The sequence below is a fragment of the Nonomuraea sp. NPDC046570 genome (assembly GCF_040645915.1).
Classification (GTDB): Bacteria; Actinomycetota; Actinomycetes; order Streptosporangiales; family Streptosporangiaceae; genus Nonomuraea.
The window spans coordinates 1-24677 of sequence record NZ_JBEYZF010000031.1; the positions used below are offsets into that span (position 1 = coordinate 1).

Here is a 24677-nt window from a genome sequence, read left to right on the forward strand (position 1 = left end):
CGCGCTCATCGCACTCGCCACCACCCTCGCCCTGACCGGCCCCGACCTGGCCGGCCAGTACTCGAGGGGGATCACCGCCTGCACCCAGGACAACAACTGCGACCGCTTCTTCGACCAGTTCTTCGACGAATACCAGACTCCCTTCCTGGCCGTCACCCTCGTCGTGCTACTCCTGCCCGCCCTCATCGGGATCTTCTGGGGGGCACCGCTGATCACCCGCGAACTAGAGGCCGACACCCACCTGCTGGTCTGGAACCAGAGCATCACCCGCACCCGCTGGCTCGCCGTCAAACTCGCACTCACCGGCCTGACCGCCACGGCCGCCGCCGGACTGTGCGGCCTCGCGGTGACCTGGTGGTCCGGCCCCCTGGACAAGTCCGCGGTCGGGGGCTTCGCCCAGCTGAATCCCCTGGTGTTCGCCGCACGTGGCATCGTCCCCCTCGGGTACGCGGCCTTCGCCTTCATGCTCGGCGTGACCGTGGGCATGCTCATCCATCGCACCCTGCCCGCCATGGCCCTCACCCTGGCCGTCTTCACCGCCCTCCAGATCGCCATGCCGCTGCTGGTCCGGCCGTACCTGCTCCCTCCGGTCCACACGGCCTTCGAGCTCAGCCGCTCGAACGTGGACCAGTTCCTCGTGCCGCGCGACGAGGATTCGGTGCATGTGCTCCTGGAGGCGCGGGTGCCGGGCGACCCGGGCGCCTGGGCCTTCTCCAGCCACCTCACCGATCCATCCGGACGCCCGGTCGACGACGCCGGCGGCGCCACCCTCCCCGTGTCCACCTCCTCAGGCCCCTGCGCCCCGCCCTCGGGACAGGAGCGCGACAAGCAGGGCATGGAAGCGTGCGTCGCCGAAATCAACCGGCTCGGCTACCGGCAGGACGCGACCTACCACCCCTCCAGCCGCTTCTGGACCTTCCAGTGGTACGAGACCGGCATCTACCTCGCCCTCACCCTCGCCCTCACAGGGTTCTGCTTCTGGTGGATCCGCCGGCGCCTGTCCTGACCCCGGGGGACTCACCTGAGCATGAAGATCACGATCGCCTCGACCGCCCTCGTGGCAAGCCTGCGCGTAGCGGCCCGGACAACCGGGTGAGCGCGGCCTCGTCAGCCGGGTGTGGATGCGCGGGTCAGCCGAGGGTGTAGGTGGTCTGGACGAAGCCTGCGCCCAGGGTTCTGGTCTCGCGCAGGGTGAGGTCGATGTCGTGGTCGAGGGGGCCGAACAGCGGGATGCCGGAGCCCAGCAGGACCGGGACGGTGGTGATGGTGAGCTGGTCGAGGAGGCCCTCGCGCAGGAAGGTCTGCACCAGTTGCCCGCCGTCCACGTAGACGTTCTCCGCCCCCGCCGCGTCCAGGCCCGCCAGGAGTTCGTCCAGGCTGCGGTGGACGGTGACGTTCGGGTCGTCGGTGGTCAGCCGGGTGCTCAGGACGGCCACCCGCTTGCCCTCGAACGGCCAGAAGCCGAAGGTGAGGACCTTCTCGTAGGTCTTGCGGCCCATCGCCAGCGTGTCGATACCGGCCATGAACGCCTCGTAACCGGTGTCACCGGCCTGCGCGCCGCGCTCGGTGAGCCAGTCGATGTCACCGTCGAGGCGGGCGATGAACCCGTCCAAGCTGGTGCCGATCTGGACGAGGGCGCGGAAGGACCGCTTACGCGGGACGGATGCAGAGGTCATGATCTTCTCGTTCCTTGTCGTACGGGACGGCCGGGGGCGCGTGCGGTAGGAAGCGATGTGCACATCGGTCCCGCCCGCAGGCTTTAGCCCGCACCTTCGCGGCCAGAGCCGTGGTGTCGCACAGCTCTCCCCCGTCCACGGCGTGACCGAGCGGGCTTGTGCCTGCTGGAGGTTCAGAGCGAGGTCGCGGAACTGCTGATCGCCAGGGCTATTAGTAAATGCTCGTGCATTTACTAAATCACGGAGGCCACCCGGACGGCAAATCGGAAACCCCCGGGCATCCGGGGCCGGCGATCACTACCACTCAACGTGCGGGCGTCACTCCGACCCCGACGATGACCAGCCCGATGCAGAGCGGGCACCATGGCGTGGCCGTGTGCGGGAAGAGCGCGGCATCTTCTGGATCCCACCTCCGCCGCGCCCGTTCACCAGGTGGCCGCTGGTCACCGTACCAGCGAGCCGTGCTCCGACTCGGTCACCACCCTGTGGAAGGAGGAGCCGGCCGAGCTCAGCCAGGGCAACCCGTACTCCGCCGGGCCGGGCCGGCGGAGTACGGGGCGGGGGTCACATCTCCAGGCCGCCGCCGCCCATGAGCGGGCGCAGCTCCACCGCGCACAGCTTGGCGTCGGGCCAGCGTACGGCGATGTCGAGCGCGCGCTCCTGGGTCTCGCACTCGATGAGGCAGTAGCCGGCCAGTTGCTCCTTGGCCTCGGCGAACGGCCCGTCGGTGGTGGCCGGCACGCCGTCGCGAACCCGGATGGTCTTGCTCATCGAGGGGTCGGCCAGGCCCTCGCCGCCGACCCACTCGCCGCTGTCCATGAGCTCCTTCATGATGGACTGGGCCTCGCCGATCACCGCCTGGCGCTCGTCCTGGGTCAGGGTCTCCCAGGTCGCCGGGTTGTTGTAGATCATCAGCATGTACTTCATGTGATCACTCCTTTCGCCCTCAGGTCGGAGCCGGAGGGCCGCTCTCGACATGGTCGGCGAGAACTTTCGCGAGACACCGATCGGGGCGTCGGCGGCAAGCCCCCCTTCACGACCGTGGAAGGGTACCTGGTCGGGCCCTAGGCTCGGGGAATGAAGTGGAGCGAGGTTTCCGCCCGCAGACTCGCGCGGCACCACCTGATCCGGCCGGCCGAGGACGCGGCGGCGACCGAGGTGGTGGCCGCGATGTGCGGGGCGCACGCCCAGGTGATGTCGGCGGCCGAGCTGTCGGTCGCGTTACGCCTGCGCGGCCTCACCAGGGCCGGGGTACGCGAGGCGCTGTGGCAGGAGCGCAGCCTGGTCAAGACGCTCGGACCGCGCGGCACCGTCCACCTGCTGCCCACCCGGGACCTGCCGATGTGGACCGGGGCGCTGGCGGAGGTACCGGCGCGCGGCCTGCAGCCCGACGGCGTCCGGCTGACGCCCGAGCAGAGCGAGCAGGTGATCGCGGCGATCGCGACCGCGCTCGGTGAAGCCGAGCTGACCGTGGACGAGCTGAGCGAGGCGGTCGTCGAGCTGGCGGGTACCTGGGCGGGCGATCCGGTCGTGCCCGCCTTCCAGGGGATGTGGCCACGCTGGCGGCAGGCCATGCACCTGGCCGCCTTCCGGGGCGTGCTGTGCTTCGGCCCCAACCGGGGGCGCAAGGTCACCTACACCAACCCGCGGCGCTGGTCGCCCGGGTTCGAGCCGCAGGAGCCCCGGGCGGCGCTGGCCGGGGTGGTCAAGGCCTACCTGCACTCCTACGGCCCGGCCACGCCGAAGGCGTTCGCGCGCTGGTTCGCGGCGCCGGACGGGTGGGCGGGCAGGGTGTTCGAGTCGCTGGCCGGGGAGCTGGAGCGGGTCGAGGTCGAGGGCACGGCGGCGTGGGTGGTGGCGGGCGACACCGCCATGCCGTCCGAGGCCCCGGCCGGGGTGCGGCTGCTGCCGTACTTCGACGCCTTCGGGGTCGGGTGTCATCCGCGGGAGCGGTTGTTTCCCGGCAGGGCGGCCGAGCGGGCCCTGTCCGGCAACCAGGCGGGCAACTACCCCGTCCTGCTGATCGACGGCACAGTCGCCGGGGTGTGGCACCAGCGCCGCTCGGGCTGCCGGATCGAGGTGACGGTCGAGCCGCTGCGGGAGCTGTCCGGGGAGAGCCTGGGCGAGCTGGAGGAGCAGGTCGCGCGCGTGGGGGAGATCCTCGAGGGTACGGCGAGGCTGACCGTCGGCACGGTCACCGTGGGCGCGCACGCCTGACGCCGCGGCGGCCGCGCCGTACCCGGGAAGGGCTGGGCGCGGCGGTCAGGGGGCGGCGTGCTGGTGGCGGCGCATGACGAGCCAGTTGACGACCCACAGCAGCAGGCCGACGCCCAGCAGGACGCCGGCCCTGATGTAGACCTCGGCCGGGCGGCCGGTCAGCGGGCTGGCCAGGACGAAGGCCAGGATGGCGCCGAGCACGGGCATGACCGTCGGCGCCCGGTAGTGGGCGTGCTCGACGGTGTCCTTGCGCAGCACCAGGACGGCGATGTTGACCACGGTGAACACGCACAGCAGCAGGAACGCGGTGGTGTCGCCGAGGCCGGCGATCTCGCCGGTGGAGATCAGCGCGATGGCCAGCGCGGTGGTGAACAGGATGCCGATGACGGGGGTCTGCCTGCGCGGGTCGACCCAGGCCAGCGGGCGCGGCACGACGCGTTCGTTGGCCAGGCCGTACACCAGGCGGGAGGCCATCATCATGTTGATCAGCGCGGAGTTGGCGACGGCGACCATGGCGATCGCGGCGAACAGCTGGGGCGGGAAGCTGATGCCGCCGGCCTTGACCACTTCGAGCAGCGGTCCCGAGGACTTCTCCAGGACGCGGTAGTCGACCAGCAGGGATGAGGTGATGGCGACCAGGATGTAGACGGTGCTGGTGATGGCGACGCCGAGGAAGATGGCGCGGGGGAAGCTGCGCGAGGGGTCGGTGGTCTCCTCGGCCATGTTGACCGAGTCCTCGAAGCCGACGAAGGCGAAGAAGGCCAGCGCGGTGCTGCCGAGCAGGGCCAGCATGAGCCCGCCCGCCTCGTCGGCGCGGATCTCGGTGAGTCTGGAGGGCTCGCCCGCGCCGGTGGTGACGGCGTAGACGCCGATGATGATGATGACGATCAGGCCGCTCAGTTCGATGAGGGTGAAGACGATGTTGGTCTTCACCGACTCGGAGACGCCCCGGTAGTTGAGCAGGGCGACGCCGACGATGAAGATGATGCCGACGACGACGCCGGGGAGGGTGACGAACGCCTTGAGGTAGTCGCCGCCGATGGCGCGGGCGGCGGCGCTGGCCGAGGTGAGCCCGGAGCACATGACGGCGAAGGCGACCATGAACGTCAGGAACGGCACCTTGAAGGCGCGCTGGGTGTAGAGGGCGGCGCCCGCCGCCCTGGGGTACTTGGTGACCAGTTCGACGTAGGACATGGCGGTGAGCGCCGCGATGATGAACCCGAACAGGAACGGCATCCACAGCGCGCCGCCCACCTTGCCGGCGACCTTCCCGGTCAGGGCGTAGACGCCGGTGCCGAGGATGTCACCGACGACGAACAGGATGAGAAGTTTGGGGCCGATCGCGCGCTTGAGTGGGACGCGCTCCGCCTCGGCTGGGGAAAATGACATGTGTCAAGCCGTTCCCCACTGTGGCGCACCTCACACAGTAAGTTGACACATCAACAATACGGGTTCTAGGTTGTTGACATGTACACGACATTTGGGCTGAGCATTCCGGCCTCGGCCGGGCCGCACGACGATCCGGTGGCCGAGGCGGTGCGGGCCGAGCGGCTCGGCTTCGACTTCGTCTCCACCAGCGACCATCCGTGCGGCACCGACCCCACCTTCGAGACCTGGACGCTGCTGACCTGGATCGCCGCCGCCACCTCCAGGATCTCCATCGCCACCCGGGTGCTCGGCGTGCCCTATCGGCCGCCGGCCATGGTGGCCAAGATGGCCGAGAGCCTGCATCGGCTCTCCGGCGGGCGGCTGATCCTCGGGCTCGGCGGCGGCTACTCCGACGCCGAGTTCCGGGCGTTCGGCCTGCCGGTGCCCAGCGCGCGGGAGAAGGTCGACGGGCTGGAGGAGGCGGTGCGCATCGCGCGCGGCCTGTGGTCGCAGCGCTCGTTCACCTTCCAGGGCGAGCTGTACCAGGTGGAGGCCGCCGACCTGGAGCCCAAGCCGGTCCGGCCGATCCCCATCTGGATGGGCACGTTCGGGCCGAGGGCGCTGGAGCTGACCGGCCGCCTGGCCGACGGGTGGATCCCGTCGCTGGGCTTCGCGCCGCCGGAGCGGGCGGCGGGCATGCGCGAGCGGGTGCTGGCCTCCGCCGAGGCGGCCGGGCGCGACCCGGCCGAGCTGACCTGCGCCTACCACCTGCGGGTGTATGTCGGCGAGGGCCACGACCTCGGGCCCGGCGGCGTGGCCGGGCCTCCGGAGGCGGTGGCCGAGCGGCTGGCCGGCTTCGCCCGCCTCGGCTTCCGCACACTCAGCCTGGCCCCCGAAGACCCCGAGGGACCCGAAGGAGCCGACGCGCGGACGCGGCAGGCCGAGCGGCTGGCCGGGGAGGTCATCCCCCTGGTGCGCGCGATGCTCAGCTGAGCAGCCAGTCCTCGATCCCCGCGCGCAGGCGGGCCTTGACCGGCTCGGGAGCGAAGGAGGCCTCGACCGAGGCGCGGGCCAGGACGGCCAGGGTCGCGTCGTCCAGGCCGAAGGTGTCCCTGACCGAGGTGTACTCCCCGGCCAGGGAGGTCTCGCCGTCGGTGTTGAGCGTGACGGCCAGCCCCGCCTCGATCAGGCGCGGCAGCGGGTGCTCGGCATAGGAGGGGACCAGGCCGAGCAGGACGTTGGAGTAGGGGCACACCTCCAGCGCGATGCCCCGCTCGCGCACCTCGGCCACCAGAGCGGGGTCGTCGAGCACGCGGAAGCCGTGGCCCAGCCGCTCGGCGTGGCCGGTCTCGATCGCCTCGCGCACGCTGGCGGCTCCGGCCGTCTCGCCCGCGTGGTGCACCAGGCGCAGGCCGGCGTCCCTGGCGGCGTCGAGCACCTCGGCGAACGGCGCCAGCGGATGGCTCTCGTCGCCGGCCAGCCCCATGCCGATCACCTCGTCGTGGCGGGCGGTCAGCTTCAGCGTGCGCCAGGCCCGCTCGGCCGGGCGGCGCCTGGAGTGGTCGAGCAGCACCCGCACCTCGATGCCGTGCGCGGCCTGCCCCTCGGCCAGCCCCTCCAGGACCGCCTCCAGCGGCATCTCCGGCGCTCCCAGCCGCTCTCCGTGGGAGGCGGCGGTGAAGGTGACCTCGGCGTAGCCGGTGCCCTGGGCGGCCTCGTCCTGGCAGAACTCCCTGGCGACGCGCCGGAAGTCGTCCGGGGTGCGCAGGCAGTCGCGCACCAGCGCGTTGTGGTCGGCGAACTGCCGGAACCCGGTGAAGGGGCCGCCGCGCCGGTCCGGGACGCGCACGCCGTTGGCCCGGCCGATCTGCTGGAGGGTCTCCCAGCGGACCGTGCTCTCCAGGTGGACGTGCAGGTGGGCCTTGGGCAGCAGGGTGAGATCTCGCACGGGCTCAGTTCAGGTAGTCGCGCAACGCCTGGGCGCGGGCCGGGTGGCGCAGTTTGGACATGGTCTTGGACTCTATCTGCCGGATCCGCTCGCGGGTGACGCCGTAGACCTTGCCGATCTGGTCGAGGGTCATCGGCCTGCCGTCGGTCAGGCCGTACCGCATCGAGATGACGCCCGCCTCGCGCTCGGACAGGCCGCCCAGGATGGAGCGGAGCTGTGCCTGCAGGAGGGTGAAGCTGACCGCCTCGGCCGGGGAGATCGCCTCGGCGTCCTCGATGAGGTCGCCGAAGTGGCTGTCGCCCTCCTCGCCGAGGGGGATGTCCAGCGAGATCGGCTCGCGGCCGTGGCCGAGCACCTCCACCACCCGCTCGGCCGGCAGTTGCACCTCCTCGGCCAACTCCTCGGCGGTGGGCTCGCGGCCCAGCGCGCCGACCAGCTCACGCTGCGCCCTGGTCACCCGGTTGATCTGCTCGACCATGTGCACCGGGATGCGGATGGTGCGCGCCTGGTCGGCCAGCGCCCGGCTGATCGCCTGCTTGATCCACCAGGTGGCGTAGGTGGAGAACTTGAAGCCGAGGGTGTAGTCGTACTTCTCGATCGTGCGGATCAGGCCGAGGTTGCCCTCCTGGATCAGGTCCAGGAAGAGCATGCCGCGCCCGGTGTAGCGTTTGGCGATCGACACCACCAGGCGAAGGTTGGCCTCCAGCATGCGCTGCTTGGCGCGCCTGCCGTCCTCGGCGATCCACTCCAGGTCCGCGCGCAGTTCCTCGGGCAGGTCGCGGGCCGTCTCCAGCCGTTCCGCGGCGAACAGTCCGGCCTCGATCCGCTTGGCCAGCTCGATCTCCTGCTCGGCGGTCAGCAGGGGGACCTTACCGATCTGTTTGAGGTAGTCCTTCACCGAGTCGCGCGAGGCGACCCGGACATCGTCTAGATCGAGCACCTGAGCTGCTTCGGACATGACGCACTCCTCGCTCCGGGGGATGAGACCAGGCGGGCCACTTCACCAAGCTACCCGGCCCGGCCCCATCCCAAGCCGCCCGCGAAGGCGCGTACGCGCGTCGTCTCGCCTCCGGTCCGGTACGGCAGGCCGGGGCCGTCGCCGGTCAGGACCCGCTCCCCTCGGTGACCGTGATCCGCGCGTCGGGCTGCCCGGCGAAGGCGAGCAGCCCGGCCGCCTCCCGCATGACCTCCGCGGGCAGCGGCCGGAAGGCGGTGATGGCCAGCACCCCCTTGTCCAGGGTCCAGATGCCGGCCACGAACCCGTCGACCAGGATGGTCGGGTAGGTGACCGCGCCGACACAGACGATCTTGCGGTGCTCGTCGGACATGACCCTGGTGCGGTCGGCGTAGGACAGCACCAGGTTGTCGAACCAGGGCAGGAACCGTACGGGCGCGGGCTCGTCGCCGTCCACGAGGGCGGCGTCGGGCAGGTCGACCAGTTCACGGCCGTTCTCGTCGCGGTAGCGGCGCAGGTCCATCCGGGCGACGACCTCGCGCAGCCTGGTCAGCCCCGACCAGGCCTGGACGTCCATGGCGGAGGCGGGGCCGAAGGCGGCCAGGTAGCGCTCGACCAGCCGTTCGGGCGAGCCGGGCTCCAGCGGCCTGCCGAGCCATTCCTCGGCGAGGGTGAACGGGGTCGCGCCGCCCGTGCCCCAGATGCCGTTGGGCGGGGTGTGCACGACCGGCACCAGCGCCTGCGCCGACCAGCCGAGCGCCAGTGGCGCGACCTCGGGCCAGCGTTCGGCCAGCAGGTCGCGCAGCCGTGGCCGGGTCAGTGTGCGCCCGGCCAGGTGGGCGCGGACCAGCGTGGCCAGTTCGGCCAGGTCGACGTCCTTGGTGTCGCGGCCGAATCCGGCCTGCCGCTGGCGGTTCAGCACGACCTGGATCATCGGGCGCAGCCACGCGTAGTCGGCGGCGGCGGCCAGGTGCTGGGTGCCGCGCAGCAGCGAGCCGCGGACGACCTGCCTGCCGTACAGCAGGTCGCTCAGGTCGTCGTGGGTGAAGCTCGCCAGGCGCGTCCAGAGGCCGATGTACGGGGCGTTGGTCTCCTGGCCCTGCACGGCGACCAGCCGTTCGATCACCCGCAGCGGCGAGGTCGTGGTGCGGGCCAGCAGGAACTGGCGGTGCAGGGTCGTGCGGTTGAGCGTCCTACGGGTGAGCACCTGGGTCGTCATGCCCCAGACGCTAGGAGACATCGCGGCAAGCCCGCTTCCGCAATGGCCGAGAGCGCAGGACCTTCACCAAGATCCTCTGGCCGCGTACCTTATTCCGTAACACGATCGCGCGTTACGTAGATAAGGGTGACTTCATGGGAGCAGATGTGTGCCGCCAGTGCGGTGATCCCCTGCCCGGCAAGGCGGGTGGCCGGGGCAGGGTCTCGCTGTACTGCTCGGCCGCCTGCCGGCAGAAGGCCTACCGGGTACGGCAGAACCCGGCCGAGGGCGAGACGGTCGAGCGGCTGATCGCCGGGATCCGCGCGCGGGCCGGCGGGCTGGCGCCCACGCCGCCGCTGCAACTCGACACCGACGCCCGAGTCCTGGCCTCCCTGGTACGCCGCCTGCGCGGCCTGGCCCGCGACGCCATCACGCAGGACGCCATCACGCAGGACGCCGTCACTCAGGACGCCGTCACGCTGGACGCGCCCGTGGAAAACGTCACGCGCGAGGGCGTGACGCAAGAGGAGGACTTCGCCGCGCTGGCCGAGGCGCACCAGCACGAGCTGCGGGTGCACTGCTACCGCATGCTCGGCTCCTTCGACGAGGCCGAGGACCTGGTCCAGGAGACCTTCCTGCGGGCCTGGCGCGGGCGCGAGACCTACCAGGGACGGGCCAGTCTCCGCGCCTGGCTCTATCGCATCGCCACCAACGCCTGCCTGGACCACCTCGACCGCCACAAGCGCACCCCCGAGCCGTACCCGCCCATGCCCGGAGCCGGGCCGGAGCCCGCGCCCACCTCGATCGCCTGGCTGCAGCCGTACCCCGACCTGCTGCTGGAGCAGACGCCGGAGTCCGCGGCCGTCACCAGGGAGACCATCGAGCTGGTGTTCCTGGCCGCCATCCAGCACCTGCCGCCGCTGCAGCGGGCGGTGCTGATCCTGCGCGACGTGCTCGGCTGGCCCGCCAAGGACACCGCCGCGCTGCTCGACATGAGCCTGGCCTCGGTCAACAGCGCCCTGCAGCGCGCCAGGCCCGCCGTCAGGAGGCAGTTGCCGGAGCGCCGCGCCGACTGGACGGCTCCGGCCGAGGTCAGCGAGCAGGAACGGGACGTGCTGCACCGCTACATCGAGGCCTCGCGCGACTTCGACGCCGCCGCCGTGGCCGAGTTGTACGCCGAGGACATCAAGCTGACCATGCCGCCCGACCCGCTGTGGTTCGTCGGCCGCGAGGCCATCCTGGCCGGCCTGTCGGCCACCATGGACCCGTCCTCGCCGCAGTACTTCGGCGCCTGGGAACACGTCCTGACCAGCGCCAACCGCCAGCCCGCCACCGCCGGGTACGTACGCCGCCCCGGCACCTCCGTCTACCGCGCCCAGGTGCTCAACGTCCTGCGGATCGAGAACGGCCTGATCACCGAGATCACCGCCTTCGAGCCCCACCTGTTCCCCGCCTTCGGCCTCCCCCTCACCCTGTGAGCCGATGAGTTTCCCGCCGCCCGGCCGTCTCAACGAGCGCACCATCTGACCGGAACAAGGAGAACGAACATGTTGCTCGAGAACAAGACCGCCATCGTGTACGGCGCGGCCGGCGGCATCGGCGCGGGCGTGGCCAGGACCTTCGCCCGCGAGGGGGCCAGGGTCTTCCTGGCCGGCCGTACCCTCAAGAAGCTCGAGGCGGTCGCCGACGGCATCACCGCCGCCGGCGGGCGCGCCGAGGTCGCCGAAGTCGACGTCCTGGACGAGCGGGCGGTGGCCGAGCACCTCGCGGCCGTGGTCGCCGAGGCCGGCGGCGTGGACGTCACCTTCAACGCCGTCTCGCACGGCGACGAGGGCGCCGGCGGCTACGTCCAGGGCGTGCCCATGGTGGACCTGCCCGCCCAGACCTTCGCCGGGCCGGTCACCACGGCGGTGCTGACCAACTTCATCACCGCCCAGGCCGCCGCCCGGCAGATGGTGAGGCAGGGCTCGGGCGTCATCCTGACCCTGGCCAACGCGGGCGGCAGGTCCGGCCCGCCGCTGATGGGCAGCACCGGCGTGGCCGCCGCCGCGATCGAGTCGTTCGTGCGCTACCTGGCCACCGAGGTCGGGCCGCACGGCGTGCGCGTGCTGGGCGTGCGCATCGCGGGGGTGCCCGACTCCTGGGGCGTGCAGGAGATGCACACCGACGTCTTCGACAGCGAGCACGGTGGCATGGACATGAGCGGCATCCTGCAGACCATGGCCGACGCCACCATGCTGAAGAAGACCACCACCCTGGCCCAGGTGGCCGACCTGGCCGCCTTCCTGGCCTCCGACCGCAACGGCGGCATGACCGCCACCCTGGTCAACCTCACCGGCGGCATGGTGGCCGACTAGCGTCCTAGGATCGGCGGTGATGAGCCTTCCAGCCCTACCCGCCGAACCGGTCCGCGACCCCTACCACGTCTACCTCGACTCCCTCGCCGGAGCGGAGTCGAGGCGGACGATGAAGGGCTGCCTGGACAGGATCGCCCGCATCCTGACCGGGCAGGACGACGCCGTCGGCGCGGGCCAGCCCTGGCACCTGCTGCGCTACGAGCACACCATGCGCATCCGGACGATCCTGGCCGGCCAGGGCTGGTCGCCCGCCTACGTCAACAAGCACCTGGTGGCGCTGCGCCGGGTGCTGAAGGAGGCCTGGCGGCTGGGCCAGTGCACCGCCGAGGACTACGCCCGCGCCGCCGACCTGGCCCCCGTCACCCACACCCGGCTGCCCGCCGGCCGCCACGTGCCGCCCGAGGTCGTCGGCGCCGCCCTGTCGGCCTGCGACGACACCCCGGCCGGCCGCCGCGACGCCGCCCTCATCGCCGCCCTGTACACCACCGGCTGCCGCCGCGCCGAGATCGCCGGCCTGGTCCTGTCCGACTACGACCCGGCCGCCCGCTCGCTGCGGGTGCGCGGCAAACGCGACAAGGAACGCCTGGTCTACCTGACCACCGACGCCATCGCCCTGGTAGAGCGCTGGCTGGCGACGCGCGGTCTGGCCGAGGGCGCGCTGTTCTGCCCGATCAGCCGCTCGGGCCGGCTGCGGGTGCGCGACCGGCGGCCCGTCCCGCTTACCGGGCAGGGCATCGCCGACATCCTGACCCGCCGGATGGGCGAGGCGGGCGCGGCCCGGCGCACCGCCCACGACTTCCGCCGCACCTTCATCGGCGAGCTGCTCGACGCCGGCGTCGACCTGGCCACCGCGCAGGCGCTGGTCGGCCACTCCTCCCCGGCCACCACCGCCCGCTACGACCGCCGCCCCGACAGCACCCGCCGCGAGGCCGTCGACCGGCTGCGCCTGCCCGCGCCCAGACCCCTGACTTGACCTTGCCGCAGCGTCAACGTTTCTACTGGGGGCATGCGGATCGGAGAACTCGCCGCGCTGGCCGGGGTGTCGACCAGGGCCGTGCGCCACTACCACCATCTGGGGCTGCTGCCCGAACCCGCCCGGCTGACCAACGGCTACCGGATCTACGGCCTGCGCGACGCGGTCGAGCTGGCCAGGATCCGGCGCCTGTGCGAGCTGGGCCTGAGCCTGGAGGAGGTGCGCGACGTCCTGGCCGACGACCAGGGCAGGGACCTGCGCGAGGTGCTGGCCGAACTCGACGCCGACCTGGCCCGCCAGGAACGCGAGATCCACCTCAGGCGTACCCGGCTGGCCGCCCTGCTCGCCCAGGAGCGGCTGCACCCCGACGATCCGGTCTCCGAGGACATGGCCGCCCTGTTCGGCAAGATCCCGGCCGCCCCGGCGGGCCTGATGGCCAAGGAACGCGAATGGCTGGCGCTGCTCGACACCACCGCCACCGAGACCGACCGCCGCCAGATCCTCGACCTGCTCGGCCCCATGGCCGACGACCCGGCCTTCGTGGCCCGCGTCCAGGAGGTCTACGGGCGCATCGACGAGCTCGACGACCCCGCCGACCCGCGCGTGCCCGAGCTGGCCCGCGCCCTCGTCGGACTGGTCCCGCCCGGCGTCCCGGGCACCGATTTGGCCGCCGCCGACCTGACCGACGGCTCGTTCGCCCGGGTCGTCCTCGCCGACCTGTCCCCCGCCCAGGAAGCGGTCGCCCGCCACGCCCTGAAGCTGCTCGTCGAGAGGACCCCCGGATGATCCGCGCCGTCCGCCTGGCCGCCTACCTCCTGCTGCCCGCCGAGCTGGTCCTGCTGACCTGCCTGGCCGCCGGGGTGCGGATCCCCACCCCGCTGCTGCTGGCCGCCGAGGCGGCCGTCGCCGCCGTCCTGCTGGCCGAGGCGTACGTGCTGGCCACGCTGTTCCGCACGGCCCGCGCGAGCGGCCTGCCCCGCCGCGCCGCCCTGCACGACGCGGTACGGCAGGCCGTCCCGGCCCCGGTGCGCGGACTGCTGGCCCACGAGATACGCGCGCTGGCCAGCCTGGGTCTGTGGGCGGTCCGCAGGCGGCACGGCGTCGGCCCCGGCCGCCTGGGCTTCGGTTACTCCCGCGACCAGAACTCGATGATGCTGATCTTCCTGTTCGTCACCGTCCTCGAAGGCGTCGCGCTGGCCTACCTCATCCCGTGGCCCGCCCTGCACAAGATCATGATCGTGCTGCACGTCTACAGCGTGCTGCTCATCCTCGGCATGATCGCCGCCGCGCACACCCGGCCGCACGTCATCGGCGCCGGCGAGCTGCGCGTCCGCCATGGCGCCGCCTTCGACCTGCGCGTGCCGCTGCGCCTGGTGGCGAGGGCCCGCACCGAGAACCGCATCCACGACGGCGGCATGGTGCGGCTGGGCGAGGACCGGGCCGACATCATCGTCGCCGCCCAGACCAACGTCACCGTCGAGCTGACCGAGCCCGTCACCGTCACCAAGGCGCTGGGCGGCACCGGGCGGGCCTCCGTCATCCGCCTCAAGGCCGACGACGCGAAAAGTTTTGTCCGCGAGTTGTCGATCCAGGCGCAGGCCGCACGTCAGGAGAGTGAACCCATCGCCTAGGAGGGACACCATGAGATACGTGCTACTGGTCGTCGGAGACGAGCGGCCGTGGGCCGAGGCCGGGCCCGAGGAACGCAAGGCCGTCTACGACAGGTGGGGCGCCTACGACCGCTTCCTCACCGAGCGCGGAGCCGGCCGGGGCGGCCACGAACTGGCCCCCTCCTCCACCGCCACCACCATCAGGAAGGACGGCGACCGGATCCTGGTCACCGACGGCCCCTACGCCGAGACCGTCGAGCAGATCAGCGGCTACCTCGTCATCGAGGCCGCCGACCTGGACGAGGCCGTCGAACTGGCCACGCCGTTGCCCTCCGACGTGGAGATCAGGCCCATCACTGAACTGGAGACGTCATGAAATACGCGCTGTTGCTCTACGGCGACGCCAAGCAGTGGCAGGAGGCCACCCCCGAGCAGCAGGAGGAGTCCTTCGCCCTGCACACCGCCTACACCCGGATGCTCACCGAGCGCGGCGCCTACCTCACCGGCGAGGCCCTGGAGGGCCCCTCCGCCGCGGTCAGCCTGCGCAAGGGCGAAGGCCCGGTGGTGCGCACCGACGGCCCGTTCGCGGAGACCGTCGAGCACCTGGGCGGCTTCTACCTCATCGAGGCCCGCGACCTGGACGAGGCGATCGAGCTGGCCAAGGCCTGCCCCGAACCCATCATCGAGGTCCGGCCCGTGGTGGAATACCAGGAATGAGCGAGGCTGACAGGGTCGAGCAGGCCTACCGGCGGCACTGGGCGCGCCTGCTCGCCCTGCTCACCTCCGAACTGCGCGACCTGGACCTGGCCGAGGAGTCCCTGCAGGACGCCTTCACCGCCGCGGTGTCGGCCTGGCCGCCCGTCCCGGACAACCCGCCCGCCTGGCTGCTCACCACCGCCCGCCGCCGCGCCTTCGACCGGCTGCGCCGTACGGCGGTGGCGGCCCGCAAGGCGCCGCTGCTGATCGTGGAGGAGCCCGACCGGCACGAGGTGCCCGACGACCTGCTGCGGCTCATCTTCACCTGCTGCCATCCGGCGCTGGCGCCCGAGGCCCGGGTGGCGCTGACGCTGCGCTGCGTGGCCGGCCTGACCACCCGGCAGATCGCCAGGCTCTTCCTGGTGGGCGAGGCCACCATGGCGGCGCGCATCACCCGGGCCAAGAAGAAGATCAGCCAGGCGGGCATCCCCTACCGGGTGCCGTCGGGGCCGGAGCTGGCCGAGCGCCGCGACGGCGTGCTGGCCGTCATCTACCTGATCTTCACCGAAGGCTACGCCGCCGCCGAGGGCGACGCCCTCATCCGGGACGCCCCGGCCGACGAGGCGATCGCGCTGGCACGCATGCTGGCCGGGCTGATGCCCGCCGACCACGAGGTCCGCGCGCTGCTGGCACTGATGCTGCTGCACCACGCCCGCAGGGCGGGCTGGACCTGCTCGCCGGGCTGGAGGCCGAGTTGCCGCGCCACCATCTGCTGCCCGCCGCCCGCGCCGAGCTGCTGCGCCGCCTGGGCCGACTGGAGGAGGCCGTGGCCGCGTACGATCGGGCGCTGGAGCTGGTGGCCACCGTACCCGAGCGGGAGTTCCTGCTCGGCCGCCGGGCGGAGGCCGGGCATGAACACCTGATCTGAGAGATTTTGCGACCTTCGTCCGGGCGGTGAGCTGGTCCTGCGCCCAGAACCTGACCGATTCTTTGGGCGCGATGGAATACCTGCTCCCGGATGTCCGTTAGAGTCGAGTGGCCGATGTGGTCTGTGTCCCCCGGGCCGCAAATTACCGCCTTCACGGAATACCGTTCGGCTGGAGCCGTGTTGTGCACCTCGCCGAGGAGGCGACCGCCACATCGGCCTAAAGGCTGCGGCACAGCGCCCCGCTCATCGAGCGGGGCGTTCTGCTTTAGGGTTGGCATCGCCCACCGACGACCCAGGAGAGCCGTTGCTGTACCAGATGGTGAAGTTCGCCGCGATGCCGATCGCGCACACGATGTGGCGTCCCCACATCTCCGGCGCGGCCAACGTGCCGTCCAGAGGCGGTGCCATCCTGGCCGCCAACCACCTGTCGGTGGTCGACTCCTTCCTGCTGCCGGCCCTGCTGCCGCGCCACGTCACCTTCGCCGCCAAGGCGGAGTACTTCAGCGGCAGCCCGCTGTCGCAGTGGTTCATGCGGCTGGGCGGCAGCCTGCCGACCGACCGCGAGAGCGCCGGCGCCGCGCAGGCGATGCTGGACAGCGCCGCCGAGCTGCTGGAGCGGGGCGAGCTGTTCGGCATCCACCCCGAGGGCACCCGCTCCCCCGACGGCCGCCTGTACCGGGGCAAGATCGGGGTGGCCTGGCTGGCGCTCAAGACCGGCGCGCCGGTGCTGCCGGTCGCGCTCACCGGCACCGAGAAGGTGCTCCCGGTGGGCGCCAAGGTGCCGCGCATGGCGCGCATCGGCATCAAGATCGGCGCTCCGATGACCTTCAAGGGCCTGCACACCGACGCCCGCGACCGCAGGCGGGTCACCGACGAGATCATGGCGGCGATCCAGGAGCTGTCGGGCCAGGAGTACGTGCCCTCCTACGCCGCCAGCGTGAAAGCGTCAAACGGTGGCGTGTCATGAAATGTCAGGACTAGGCTCAGGAATCTGTCGAAGATCGGGGGCTCAGACGTGGCGCGTGGCCGGACCATAGCGATCGTGGCGGGCGCGAGCGCGCTGGTGGTGGCCGCCGCGGGAGGCGGCGCCTACTACCTGCTGCACACCCGCGGCACCCCCGCCGAGAGCGCCGAGCGCTTCGCCGCGGCCTGGCAGTCCGGCGACACCGCCGCGATGAGCGCCCTGATGGCGGCGCCCGCCTCGCTGGCCGCCTACGACCAGATGCGCGAGGGGCTGGCCGTCGAGTCGGTCGCCGTGAAGCTCGGCGCGGTCGCCGACAAGGGCGACGACACGGCCGCGGCGCCGTACACCGCCACCCTCACCATCAAGAACGTCGGCGCGTGGACCTACACCGGCACCATCGACCTGAAGGTCGCCGAACGCGCCTGGAAGGTCGACTGGAAGCCCGCCACCCTGCACCCCTCCTACACCGGCACCGGCGCCTTCTCCCTCAAGACCCGCTGGCCGGCCCGCGCCAAGATCACCGACTCCGGGGGCGCCCGCATCGACGAGGGCACCTCCGGCGGCTCGGTGCAGCAACTGGTCGGCTTCCTCGACAAGGCCACCAAGAAGGACGTCGCCGCACTCGGCCCCTCCTACAAGACCGGCGACGGCGTCGGCCGCGGCGGCCTGCAGGAGACCTTCCAGAAACGCCTGGCGGGCACCCCCACGACCGACATCAGACTCGGCGACAAGACGCTGGAGGAGATGGAGGGCGGCAAGGGCGAGGACCTGCAGACCACGCTCGACCTCCGCGTGCAGGCCGCCGCCGCCAACGCCGTCCGCGACCTGGACAAACCGGCCTCCCTGGTGGCCATCAGGCACGCCACCGGCCAGATCGCGGCCGTCGTCAACAACAAGGGCGGCTTCAACCGCGCGCTGGACGGCCGCTACCCGCCCGGCTCCACCTTCAAGGCGGTCACCGCCCTGGGCCTGCTCGCCGAGGGCGTCACCCCCGGAGACCAGGTCACCTGCCCCAAGAACGCCGTCATCGGCGGCCTGAAGGTGCGCAACTCCGAGCACGCCGAGTACGGCTCGCTCACCTTCTCCGACTCCTTCGCCTACTCCTGCAACACCACCTTCGCGCCCATGGCCCAGGAGCGGCTCGGCGCGGCCAAGCTGCTGCAGACCGCCCAGCGGGTCGGCTTCAACCACCCGCTGAACATCGGCGTGCCGGCCACCAAGCCCAGCTTCCCCAAGGCCGAGTCCGACGCCGAACTGGCCGCCGAGTCCTTCGGCCAGGCCAGGATCACCGCCAGCCCACTGTCCATGGCCGCGGTCGCGGCCGCCATCGCCGACGGCACCTGGCGCCCGCCCACCCTCGTCGAGGGCCTCAAGCAGAAGGCGCGCGAGAGCGAACTGCCCGAGCGGGCGGCGAGCCAGTTGCGGTCGATGATGTCCGCCGTCGTCACCAAGGGCACCGCCAAGGCCGCCGGCCTACCGGCCGGAACCATCGGCAAGACCGGCACGGCGGAGTACGGCACGGGCGAGGTCCTCGACTCCCACGCCTGGTTCATCGGCGTCAAGGACGACCTGGCGTTCGCCGTGGTCGTGGAGGGCGGAGGCGGCGGCGGCAAGGTCGCCGCCCCGGTCGCGGCCACCTTCCTACGCGGCCTCTAGCACGACACGCTCAGCACGGCTTGATCGGCGCGCGGTTCGATCACTGCGGGCGTAGGGCTCTGAGGGCGAGGTCCAGCACCTGGTCGGCGTAGGCCGTGGTCATCGGGCCGGTGCGCAGGAGCCAGCGGTGGTAGAGCGGGGCGTAGATCAGCTCGATGGCGACGTCCAGGTCGATGCCGGTGTCGATCTGACCGGCGCGCTGGGCGGCGCGCAGGCGCTCCTTGACTGCCTCCAGGGTGGGGCGCAGCACTCGCGCCAGCATCTGCTCGGCCAGCGCCGGGTCGTCCTGCACGTCGGTGTTGAGCGCCCGGTAGGCCGAGGCGTAGCGGGGGTCGGCGAACTCGGCGACCGTGGCGTGCAGGACCACGCGCATGTCGGCGGCGAAGTCACCGGTGTCGGGCAGCACCACCTCGCTGCTCCCGCCCTTGTTGAGCATCATGAAGGCGTCGAACACGACCGCCGCCTTCGAGGGCCACCACCGGTAGATCGTCTGCTTGCCGACGCCCGCCCTGGAGGCGATCGCCTCGATGGTGACCTTCGGGTAGGTCAGCTCGCCTATCAGGTCGAGCGCGGCGGAGAGAATGGCCTGGCGCGAGCGCTCATTACGGCGCGCGGGATCGGGTGCTCGTGGTGTCATGCGAAGAATATACCCTTTGACGAGTCGCAACGTCTCGTCTTGACTCGGGCCGCTAGGCCCTCTCCTTCAGGTCCGGAGATCAGAAGGTGATGGCGGCCGCCTCGTGCCGCAGGAGCATGATGAGCAGCGTGGCGACCAAGGTCGCGATCAGGAGCCAGCTGACCACGATGATGACCGTGGAGCGGCGGGGCCCGGCCTTCGGCGTGGTCTCGCCGCGGGCCCTGGCCTCGCGCCGTTGTTCTGACTCCTCGCTGCGGCGCACTCGCTCGTTGAACGACTCCAGCCGCGAAACGAGTCGTGGGTCCTCGTCGACGAGGTGGCGCTCGATCTCGGCCAGCAGTCGCTCCTCGTCCTGCGACCAGGCCATGGTGCACCTCCGGAACGCAAGCTCTGTGCGGACGTTCTGCCCAACCGTGAAGATCATTAGCCTTCTCCAGGGTAAGCAATTACCGGCTCTTTCCGGTCGCGATAGGTGTCGAATGCTCATTCAAATCACGACTGTGATTCTTCACGGGAGCAGTGACGAACGACGAGGCGAAGCCGACCGCTCCCCGGGGCGGCGCGGCGGCGGACATGCCCGTTCTCCTTTCGGCCGCTCACCGGTCACCCGAAACCCGCCAACCCCCCATGTCGGGTTTCGGAGACAAATGGGTATTTAGGGCATTGATGCCCGATATGCGGGTGTCAATCCAGAGGGGAGAAGCACCATGGCCGAGGCCAAGAAGAAACCTGCCGCCAAGTCCGGCAAGGCCAAGAAAGCCGCGATCAAGACCACCAGAGCCACCAAGTCCGCGAAGAAGCAACAGGCCACGAAGCCGGAAGCGGAACAACTCTGATGAAATGATCAGGCGGCCGGGCGAAACCCGGCCGCCTGATCATGGAGCCGCCCATGCCCGCCTACCTCCGCTTCCCCGCCATCTTCAAGGACGTCATCGTCTTCGCCGCCGAGGACGACCTGTGGATGGTCCCCGCCCAGGGCGGCCGGGCCTTCCGGCTGACCACGGGACTCGCCGAGGCCGGCTACCCCCGCTTCTCCCCGCGCGGCGACCAGCTCGCCTTCGTCGGCCGCGAGGAAGGCCCCGAAGAGGTGTACGTCATGCCGGCCGACGGCGGCGCCGCCCGGCGGGCCACCTTCCACGGCGCCCGCTGCACCGTCAGCGGCTGGGACCCCCAGGGCCGCATCCTGTACGCCAGCGACGAGCGGCAGCCCTTCGAGGGCCGCAAGTGGCTGCACCGGGTACGCCCCGGCGAGGTCCCCGAACGCCTGCCGTACGGCGCGGCCACCTCCATCAGCCACGGCCCCCGGGACATGATCGTGCTGGGCCGCAACACCGCCGACCCCGCCCGCTGGAAGCGCTACCGCGGCGGCACGGTCGGCGACCTGTGGATCGACCCCGACGGCGGCGGCGACTTCCGGCGCCTCATCCGCCTGCCCGGCAATCTCGCCTCCCCCTGCTGGAGTGGCGAGCGGGTGTTCTTCCTGTCCGACCACGAAGGCGTCGGCAACGTCTACTCCTGCGCCCCCGACGGCACCGGCCTGCGCCGGCACACCCACCACCACGACTACTACGCCCGCAACCTGTCCAGCGACGGCCGGAACCTCGTCTACCACGCCGGAGCCGAGCTGTGGCTACTGGAACCCGAAGGCGAGCCCCGCAAACTGCAGGTACGGCTGGCCAGCTCCCGCACCCAGCGCAACCGCCGCTTCGTCGAGGCCGGCGCCTACCTCGACAGCGCCGTCCCCAGCCCGGACGGCAGTTCCCTGGCCATCACCACCCGCGGCAAGGCCTACTCCCTGGCCGGCTGGGAGGGACCGGTGCGCCGCCACGGCGCGGCCGACGGCGCCCGCTACCGCTTCCTGACCTGGCTGCGGGAGAACCGGCTGGTCGCCGCCGCCAGCGACGACGGCGACCGCGAGGTGCTGGTCGTGTTCGACGGCGAGCACGAGACCCGCCTGGACCATCTCGACACCGGCCGCGTCACCGAGCTGGTCGCCGCCCCCGCCCACGACCGCCTCGCCCTGACCAACCACCGCCACGAACTGCACGTCGTCGACACCGTCCAGCACACCACCACCCTCGTCGAGGCCAATCCGCACGCCGCGATCGAGGATCCCGCCTGGTCGCCCGACGGCCACTGGCTCGCCTACGCCAGCCCGCTCAGCGCCCAGCTCACCGCCATCAAGCTGCACCACGTCCCGAGCGGCCAGACCGTCCTCGCCACCCACCCGCTGCTGAAGGACTCCCGCCCGGCCTTCGACCCCGAGGGCCGCTACCTGTACTTCATCGGCCAGCGGGTCTTCAACCCCGTCTACGACGCGCTCCAGTTCGACCTCGGCTTCCCCCTGGGCACCCTGCCCTACGCCATCGCCCTGCGCGCCGACCTGCCCTCCCCTTTCGTGCCCGCGCCCCGCCCCCTGAGCGCCAAGGACGACGACGAGGCCGACGGGCCGGAGGAGGGGGAGCCGCTGCGGATCGACGTCGAGGGCCTGCCGTACCGCATCGCCGTCTTTCCACTGCCCGAGGGGCGCTACGAACGGCTGGGCGGGCTCAAGGGCAAGGTCCTCGTCCTCACCAGCCCGCTGGAGGCCGAGGACGGCACCCTGCACCTGTACGACCTGACCAAGCAGGCCAACGAGCACTTCGCCGACGGCGTCACCGACTTCGCGCTCAGCCCGGACGCCAAGACCCTGCTCTACCGCTCCGGCAACCGGCTGCGCCTGGTCAAGGCCACCGAGGCGCCCGAGCACGACGACGACACCACCCGCGAGAGCGGCTGGATCGACCTGTCGCGGGTGAAGGTCTCGGTGTGTCCCGAGAGCGAATGGCGGCAGATGTTCCGCGAGGCCTGGCGGCTGCAGCGGGAGAACTTCTGGTCCGAGACCATGGCGGGCGTGGACTGGGACGCCGTCTACGACCGCTACCTGCCGCTGGTCGACCGCGTCACGACCCGCGGGGAGTTCTCCGACCTGCTGTGGGAGCTGCACGGCGAGCTCGGCACCAGCCACGCCTACGAGAGCGGCGGGGAGTACCGGCCGGGCCCCGACTACGCCCAGGGCAAGCTCGGCGTCGACTGGGACTACCACGACGACACCTACCATGTCGGCCACATCGTCCAGGGCGACCCCTGGGACCCCGAGGCCACCTCGCCGCTCAACCGTCTCGGCGTCGACGTCCGGGCCGGCGACGCCGTCCTGGCCATCAACGGCCAGCCGATCGGCCCCGGCTCCCCGCCCAACCAGCCGCTCGTCAACCAGGCCGGCCAGGAGGTCGAGCTGAGCCTGCGCCGCGGCGAGCGCCGCTTCACCGCCACCGTGCGCGCCCTGGCCGACGAGCAACCCGCACGCTACCGCGACTGGGTCAACCTCAACCGCGCCCGCTGCCACCAGCGCTCGGCGGGCCGGGTCGGCTACCTGCACGTCCCCGACATGGGCCCGGCCGGCTTCGGGGAGTTCCACCGCGGTTTCCTGGCAGAGTACGACCGCCAGGCGCTCATCGTGGACGTGCGCTTCAACGGCGGCGGCAACGTCTCGGCGCTGCTGTTGGAGAAGCTCTCCCGCCGCCGCCTCGGCTACGACTACCCGCGCAGGGGCGACGCCGAGCCCTACCCGGCCGAGTCGCCGCGTGGCCCCTTGGTCGCCGTCACCAACGAATGGGCCGGATCCGACGGCGACATCTTCAGCCACACCTTCAAGCTGCTCGACCTCGGCCCGCTCATCGGCAAGCGCACCTGGGGCGGCGTCACCGGCATCTGGCCGCGCCACCGGCTGGCCGACGGCACCCTCACCACCCAGCCCGAATACTCCTTCGCCTTCGACGACGTCGGCTGGCAGGTGGAGAACTACGGCACCGATCCGGACATCGAGGTCGATATCACCCCGCAGGACTATGCCGCGGGATTCGACGCGCAACTGGAAAAGGCCATCGACGTGGCCCTTGACCTGCTGTCTCAAAACCCGCCCCACACGCCGGTAAAACGCATGCAACCTTGAACGCCAACCGAGCGTCTAAAGGTCATAGGCGGGCAATTGAGCCACGGGGATTCGGCTCCTGCCCGCCGGCGGGACAATGGTGCCGGTGGTGAGGAACTTCTCACCACCGGCCACGCGTGTTCTTACACTGGCCGGTTACACAGGACGAACCGGCCAATTCGGGTGAAGGGGGCTCCCACAGGTGCGCGCACTGGCACGCAAGGGCAAGGCGGCTATCTTCCGGCTCATGGCGGCGGACAACCGGCGGCGGGTGCGCAAGGCACCACCGCGTTCCACCCACCAGATCCGCATCCTGCTGCTCCACGCCAACGGCATGGGCGGCACCATCAGGACCGTGTTCAACCTGGCCGGATACCTGGCCCGCGAGCACGACGTGGAGATCGTCTCCATTCTCAAGGAAGCCGAGGAGCCCTTCTTCCCGATCGACCCGCGGGTACGCTTCCGCTTCCTCGACGACCGGCTCAAGCCCCGCCACGGCCTGCGCGCCCTGCTGTCGGCCCAACCCAGCAGGCTCATCCCCGAGGAGGAGTCGGCCTACCACCGGTTCAACATGTGGACCGACATGAAGCTGGCCTCCTACCTCCGCTCCCTCGACTCCGGCGTGCTCATCAGCACCCGCCCCGGCCTCAACCTGGCCGTCGCGCAGCTCGCCCCGCCCACCGTGATCACCATCGGGCAGGAGCACGTCGCCCTGCAGACCCAGCCCGAGGCCGTCCAGGAGCTCATCAAGCGCCGCTACCGCCGCTTCGACGCCCTGGTCACCCTCACCAAGGCCGACCTGCGCGACTACCGCGCCACCCTGCCCCGCAAGCCCAAGAAGCTCACCCGCATCCCCAACGCCGTCCCGCCCATGGACGGCGACCGGGCCAAACTCGACGCCAAGGTGGTCATCGCGGTCGGCCGGCTCACCCGCATCAAGGGCTTCCACCGCCTCATCACCGCCTGGGAACAGGTCGCCGCCGCCCACCCCGACTGGACGCTGCGCATCTTCGGCGCCGGACCGCAGGAGGACAACCTGCGCACCCAGATCGAGGAGGCCGGGCTGACCGGCAAGGTCGAACTGCCCGGCGCCACCTCCGACGTCGCCGCCGAGCTGGAGAAGGCCTCCATCTTCGTGCTCAGCTCCCGCCACGAGGGCTTCCCCATGACCATCCTGGAGGCCATGGGCAAGGGACTGGCCATCGTCAGCTTCAACAGCCCGCACGGCCCCAAGGAGATGATCACCAACGAGGTGGACGGCCTGCTGGTCAAACCCCGCACCAACGCCAACCTGGCGGCCTCCATCATCCGCGTCATCGAGGACGAGCAGCTACGCCACAGCCTGGCCGCCGGCGCCCTGGAGACCGCCACCACCTACGACGTCGACACCATCGGCGCCAAGTGGGACGACCTGCTGGCCGAACTCCTGGCCCGCCGCGAGGGCACGTACGTCAAACCCCAGCCCGCCGTCCCCGCCGAGACACCGGAGACGGCGAACCAGGGCGGTTGACCGAGCTCCCGGCC

Annotated in this window: 23 protein-coding genes and 1 pseudogene; 16 read left to right on the forward strand and 8 right to left on the reverse strand. The window is 71.3% G+C overall.

Annotated features, from left to right (window positions below):
* A partial coding sequence (locus ABZ911_RS33880; RefSeq protein WP_358065411.1) for an ABC transporter permease occupies positions 1-1006 on the forward strand: 1006 nt, incomplete at its 5' end.
* Between the two features lie 124 nt (positions 1007-1130).
* Here ABZ911_RS33880 and ABZ911_RS33885 read toward each other — a convergent pair.
* Both ABZ911_RS33885 and ABZ911_RS33890 read right to left on the reverse strand, forming a co-directional pair.
* A complete protein-coding gene (locus ABZ911_RS33885) occupies positions 1131-1676 on the reverse strand; it encodes a dihydrofolate reductase family protein (protein WP_358065414.1) in 546 nt (181 codons plus the stop codon).
* 564 nt (positions 1677-2240) lie between these two features.
* Positions 2241-2603, reverse strand: a complete 363-nt coding sequence (locus ABZ911_RS33890) for a YciI family protein (protein ID WP_358065417.1) — start codon at positions 2601-2603, stop codon at positions 2241-2243.
* A 150-nt stretch (positions 2604-2753) separates the two neighbouring features.
* Here ABZ911_RS33890 and ABZ911_RS33895 point away from each other — a divergent pair, with 150 nt between their 5' ends.
* Positions 2754-3893: a winged helix DNA-binding domain-containing protein gene (locus ABZ911_RS33895; RefSeq protein WP_358065420.1), complete on the forward strand. Its 1140-nt coding sequence runs from the start codon at positions 2754-2756 to the stop codon at positions 3891-3893.
* Between the two features lie 45 nt (positions 3894-3938).
* Here the strand turns inward: ABZ911_RS33895 and ABZ911_RS33900 are convergent, their stop codons facing one another.
* Entirely contained in the window at positions 3939-5282 is a 1344-nt protein-coding gene (locus ABZ911_RS33900; RefSeq protein ID WP_358065423.1) for an APC family permease, read from the reverse strand.
* A 78-nt stretch (positions 5283-5360) separates the two neighbouring features.
* On the opposite strand from ABZ911_RS33900, the gene ABZ911_RS33905 reads away from it, so the two are divergent.
* Complete coding sequence (locus ABZ911_RS33905) at positions 5361-6254, forward strand: LLM class flavin-dependent oxidoreductase (RefSeq protein WP_358065426.1); 894 nt, start codon at positions 5361-5363, stop codon at positions 6252-6254.
* Here the strand turns inward: ABZ911_RS33905 and add are convergent.
* From add to ABZ911_RS33920, 3 genes and pseudogenes are all read right to left on the reverse strand, one after another.
* Complete coding sequence (gene add / locus ABZ911_RS33910; RefSeq protein ID WP_358065429.1) at positions 6247-7209, reverse strand: adenosine deaminase; 963 nt, start codon at positions 7207-7209, stop codon at positions 6247-6249. The genes ABZ911_RS33905 and add overlap by 8 nt on opposite strands.
* A 4-nt stretch (positions 7210-7213) precedes the next feature.
* Positions 7214-8122 (reverse strand): annotated as a pseudogene (locus tag ABZ911_RS33915) (RNA polymerase sigma factor); the annotation flags it as partial.
* Positions 8123-8312: 190 nt separating this feature from the next.
* A complete protein-coding gene (locus ABZ911_RS33920; protein WP_358065431.1) occupies positions 8313-9383 on the reverse strand; it encodes a winged helix DNA-binding domain-containing protein in 1071 nt (356 codons plus the stop codon).
* Positions 9384-9517: 134 nt separating this feature from the next.
* On the opposite strand from ABZ911_RS33920, the gene ABZ911_RS33925 reads away from it, so the two are divergent.
* From ABZ911_RS33925 to ABZ911_RS33970, 10 genes are all read left to right on the forward strand, one after another.
* Positions 9518-10840 (forward strand): RNA polymerase subunit sigma-70, encoded by a 1323-nt coding sequence (locus ABZ911_RS33925; RefSeq protein ID WP_358065434.1) that lies wholly within the window; start codon positions 9518-9520, stop codon positions 10838-10840.
* Between the two features lie 69 nt (positions 10841-10909).
* Positions 10910-11719 carry an SDR family oxidoreductase gene (locus ABZ911_RS33930; protein ID WP_358065437.1) on the forward strand — a complete coding sequence of 270 codons (810 nt, stop codon included), beginning with the start codon at positions 10910-10912 and terminating at the stop codon, positions 11717-11719.
* A gap of 19 nt (positions 11720-11738) precedes the next feature.
* Entirely contained in the window at positions 11739-12692 is a 954-nt protein-coding gene (locus ABZ911_RS33935) for a tyrosine-type recombinase/integrase (RefSeq protein ID WP_358065440.1), read from the forward strand.
* 33 nt (positions 12693-12725) lie between these two features.
* Positions 12726-13478 (forward strand): MerR family transcriptional regulator, encoded by a 753-nt coding sequence (locus ABZ911_RS33940; RefSeq protein ID WP_358065443.1) that lies wholly within the window; start codon positions 12726-12728, stop codon positions 13476-13478.
* Positions 13475-14323, forward strand: coding sequence for a hypothetical protein (locus tag ABZ911_RS33945; protein WP_358065446.1), 849 nt, complete (start codon positions 13475-13477; stop codon positions 14321-14323). The genes ABZ911_RS33940 and ABZ911_RS33945 overlap by 4 nt, the downstream gene beginning before the upstream one ends.
* 10 nt (positions 14324-14333) lie before the next feature.
* A complete protein-coding gene (locus ABZ911_RS33950; RefSeq protein WP_358065449.1) occupies positions 14334-14678 on the forward strand; it encodes a YciI family protein in 345 nt (114 codons plus the stop codon).
* Positions 14675-15019: a YciI family protein gene (locus ABZ911_RS33955; protein WP_358065452.1), complete on the forward strand. Its 345-nt coding sequence runs from the start codon at positions 14675-14677 to the stop codon at positions 15017-15019. The genes ABZ911_RS33950 and ABZ911_RS33955 overlap by 4 nt, the downstream gene beginning before the upstream one ends.
* Positions 15016-15921: a sigma-70 family RNA polymerase sigma factor gene (locus ABZ911_RS33960; protein WP_358065455.1), complete on the forward strand. Its 906-nt coding sequence runs from the start codon at positions 15016-15018 to the stop codon at positions 15919-15921. The genes ABZ911_RS33955 and ABZ911_RS33960 overlap by 4 nt, the downstream gene beginning before the upstream one ends.
* A 309-nt stretch (positions 15922-16230) precedes the next feature.
* Positions 16231-16893 (forward strand): lysophospholipid acyltransferase family protein, encoded by a 663-nt coding sequence (locus ABZ911_RS33965; RefSeq protein ID WP_358065458.1) that lies wholly within the window; start codon positions 16231-16233, stop codon positions 16891-16893.
* Positions 16894-16968: 75 nt separating this feature from the next.
* The gene (locus ABZ911_RS33970; protein ID WP_358065461.1) at positions 16969-18546 is read left to right on the forward strand and encodes a penicillin-binding transpeptidase domain-containing protein; all 1578 of its coding nucleotides are present in this window, start codon (positions 16969-16971) and stop codon (positions 18544-18546) included.
* Between the two features lie 40 nt (positions 18547-18586).
* Here ABZ911_RS33970 and ABZ911_RS33975 read toward each other — a convergent pair whose 3' ends face one another.
* Both ABZ911_RS33975 and ABZ911_RS33980 read right to left on the reverse strand, forming a co-directional pair.
* A complete protein-coding gene (locus ABZ911_RS33975; protein ID WP_358065464.1) occupies positions 18587-19183 on the reverse strand; it encodes a TetR/AcrR family transcriptional regulator in 597 nt (198 codons plus the stop codon).
* 79 nt (positions 19184-19262) lie between these two features.
* Positions 19263-19550, reverse strand: a complete 288-nt coding sequence (locus ABZ911_RS33980; RefSeq protein WP_358065467.1) for a DUF3040 domain-containing protein — start codon at positions 19548-19550, stop codon at positions 19263-19265.
* A 340-nt stretch (positions 19551-19890) separates the two neighbouring features.
* On the opposite strand from ABZ911_RS33980, the gene ABZ911_RS33985 reads away from it, so the two are divergent.
* From ABZ911_RS33985 to ABZ911_RS33995, 3 genes are all read left to right on the forward strand, one after another.
* Positions 19891-20019, forward strand: coding sequence for a hypothetical protein (locus ABZ911_RS33985; RefSeq protein WP_358065470.1), 129 nt, complete (start codon positions 19891-19893; stop codon positions 20017-20019).
* Between the two features lie 53 nt (positions 20020-20072).
* Positions 20073-23174: a PDZ domain-containing protein gene (locus ABZ911_RS33990; RefSeq protein WP_358065473.1), complete on the forward strand. Its 3102-nt coding sequence runs from the start codon at positions 20073-20075 to the stop codon at positions 23172-23174.
* Between the two features lie 181 nt (positions 23175-23355).
* A complete protein-coding gene (locus ABZ911_RS33995) occupies positions 23356-24663 on the forward strand; it encodes a glycosyltransferase family 4 protein (protein WP_358065476.1) in 1308 nt (435 codons plus the stop codon).
* Positions 24664-24677 lie beyond the last annotated feature (14 nt).

What these genes read in the sequence shown, in the direction of transcription:
- ABZ911_RS33905 (WP_358065426.1), top strand. Translation starts at nt 5,361, where the DNA reads ATGTACACGACATTTGGGCTGAGCATTCCGGCCTCGGCCGGGCCGCAC.
- ABZ911_RS33985 (WP_358065470.1), top strand. Translation starts at nt 19,891, where the DNA reads ATGGCCGAGGCCAAGAAGAAACCTGCCGCCAAGTCCGGCAAGGCCAAG.
- ABZ911_RS33940 (WP_358065443.1), top strand. Translation starts at nt 12,726, where the DNA reads ATGCGGATCGGAGAACTCGCCGCGCTGGCCGGGGTGTCGACCAGGGCC.
- ABZ911_RS33955 (WP_358065452.1), top strand. Translation starts at nt 14,675, where the DNA reads ATGAAATACGCGCTGTTGCTCTACGGCGACGCCAAGCAGTGGCAGGAG.
- ABZ911_RS33980 (WP_358065467.1), bottom strand. Translation starts at nt 19,550, where the DNA reads ATGGCCTGGTCGCAGGACGAGGAGCGACTGCTGGCCGAGATCGAGCGC.
- ABZ911_RS33950 (WP_358065449.1), top strand. Translation starts at nt 14,334, where the DNA reads ATGAGATACGTGCTACTGGTCGTCGGAGACGAGCGGCCGTGGGCCGAG.
- ABZ911_RS33885 (WP_358065414.1), bottom strand. Translation starts at nt 1,676, where the DNA reads ATGACCTCTGCATCCGTCCCGCGTAAGCGGTCCTTCCGCGCCCTCGTC.
- ABZ911_RS33935 (WP_358065440.1), top strand. Translation starts at nt 11,739, where the DNA reads ATGAGCCTTCCAGCCCTACCCGCCGAACCGGTCCGCGACCCCTACCAC.
- ABZ911_RS33920 (WP_358065431.1), bottom strand. Translation starts at nt 9,383, where the DNA reads ATGACGACCCAGGTGCTCACCCGTAGGACGCTCAACCGCACGACCCTG.
- ABZ911_RS33945 (WP_358065446.1), top strand. Translation starts at nt 13,475, where the DNA reads ATGATCCGCGCCGTCCGCCTGGCCGCCTACCTCCTGCTGCCCGCCGAG.
- ABZ911_RS33890 (WP_358065417.1), bottom strand. Translation starts at nt 2,603, where the DNA reads ATGAAGTACATGCTGATGATCTACAACAACCCGGCGACCTGGGAGACC.
- ABZ911_RS33925 (WP_358065434.1), top strand. Translation starts at nt 9,518, where the DNA reads ATGGGAGCAGATGTGTGCCGCCAGTGCGGTGATCCCCTGCCCGGCAAG.
- ABZ911_RS33895 (WP_358065420.1), top strand. Translation starts at nt 2,754, where the DNA reads ATGAAGTGGAGCGAGGTTTCCGCCCGCAGACTCGCGCGGCACCACCTG.
- ABZ911_RS33930 (WP_358065437.1), top strand. Translation starts at nt 10,910, where the DNA reads ATGTTGCTCGAGAACAAGACCGCCATCGTGTACGGCGCGGCCGGCGGC.
- ABZ911_RS33900 (WP_358065423.1), bottom strand. Translation starts at nt 5,282, where the DNA reads ATGTCATTTTCCCCAGCCGAGGCGGAGCGCGTCCCACTCAAGCGCGCG.
- ABZ911_RS33975 (WP_358065464.1), bottom strand. Translation starts at nt 19,183, where the DNA reads ATGACACCACGAGCACCCGATCCCGCGCGCCGTAATGAGCGCTCGCGC.
- ABZ911_RS33990 (WP_358065473.1), top strand. Translation starts at nt 20,073, where the DNA reads ATGCCCGCCTACCTCCGCTTCCCCGCCATCTTCAAGGACGTCATCGTC.
- ABZ911_RS33960 (WP_358065455.1), top strand. Translation starts at nt 15,016, where the DNA reads ATGAGCGAGGCTGACAGGGTCGAGCAGGCCTACCGGCGGCACTGGGCG.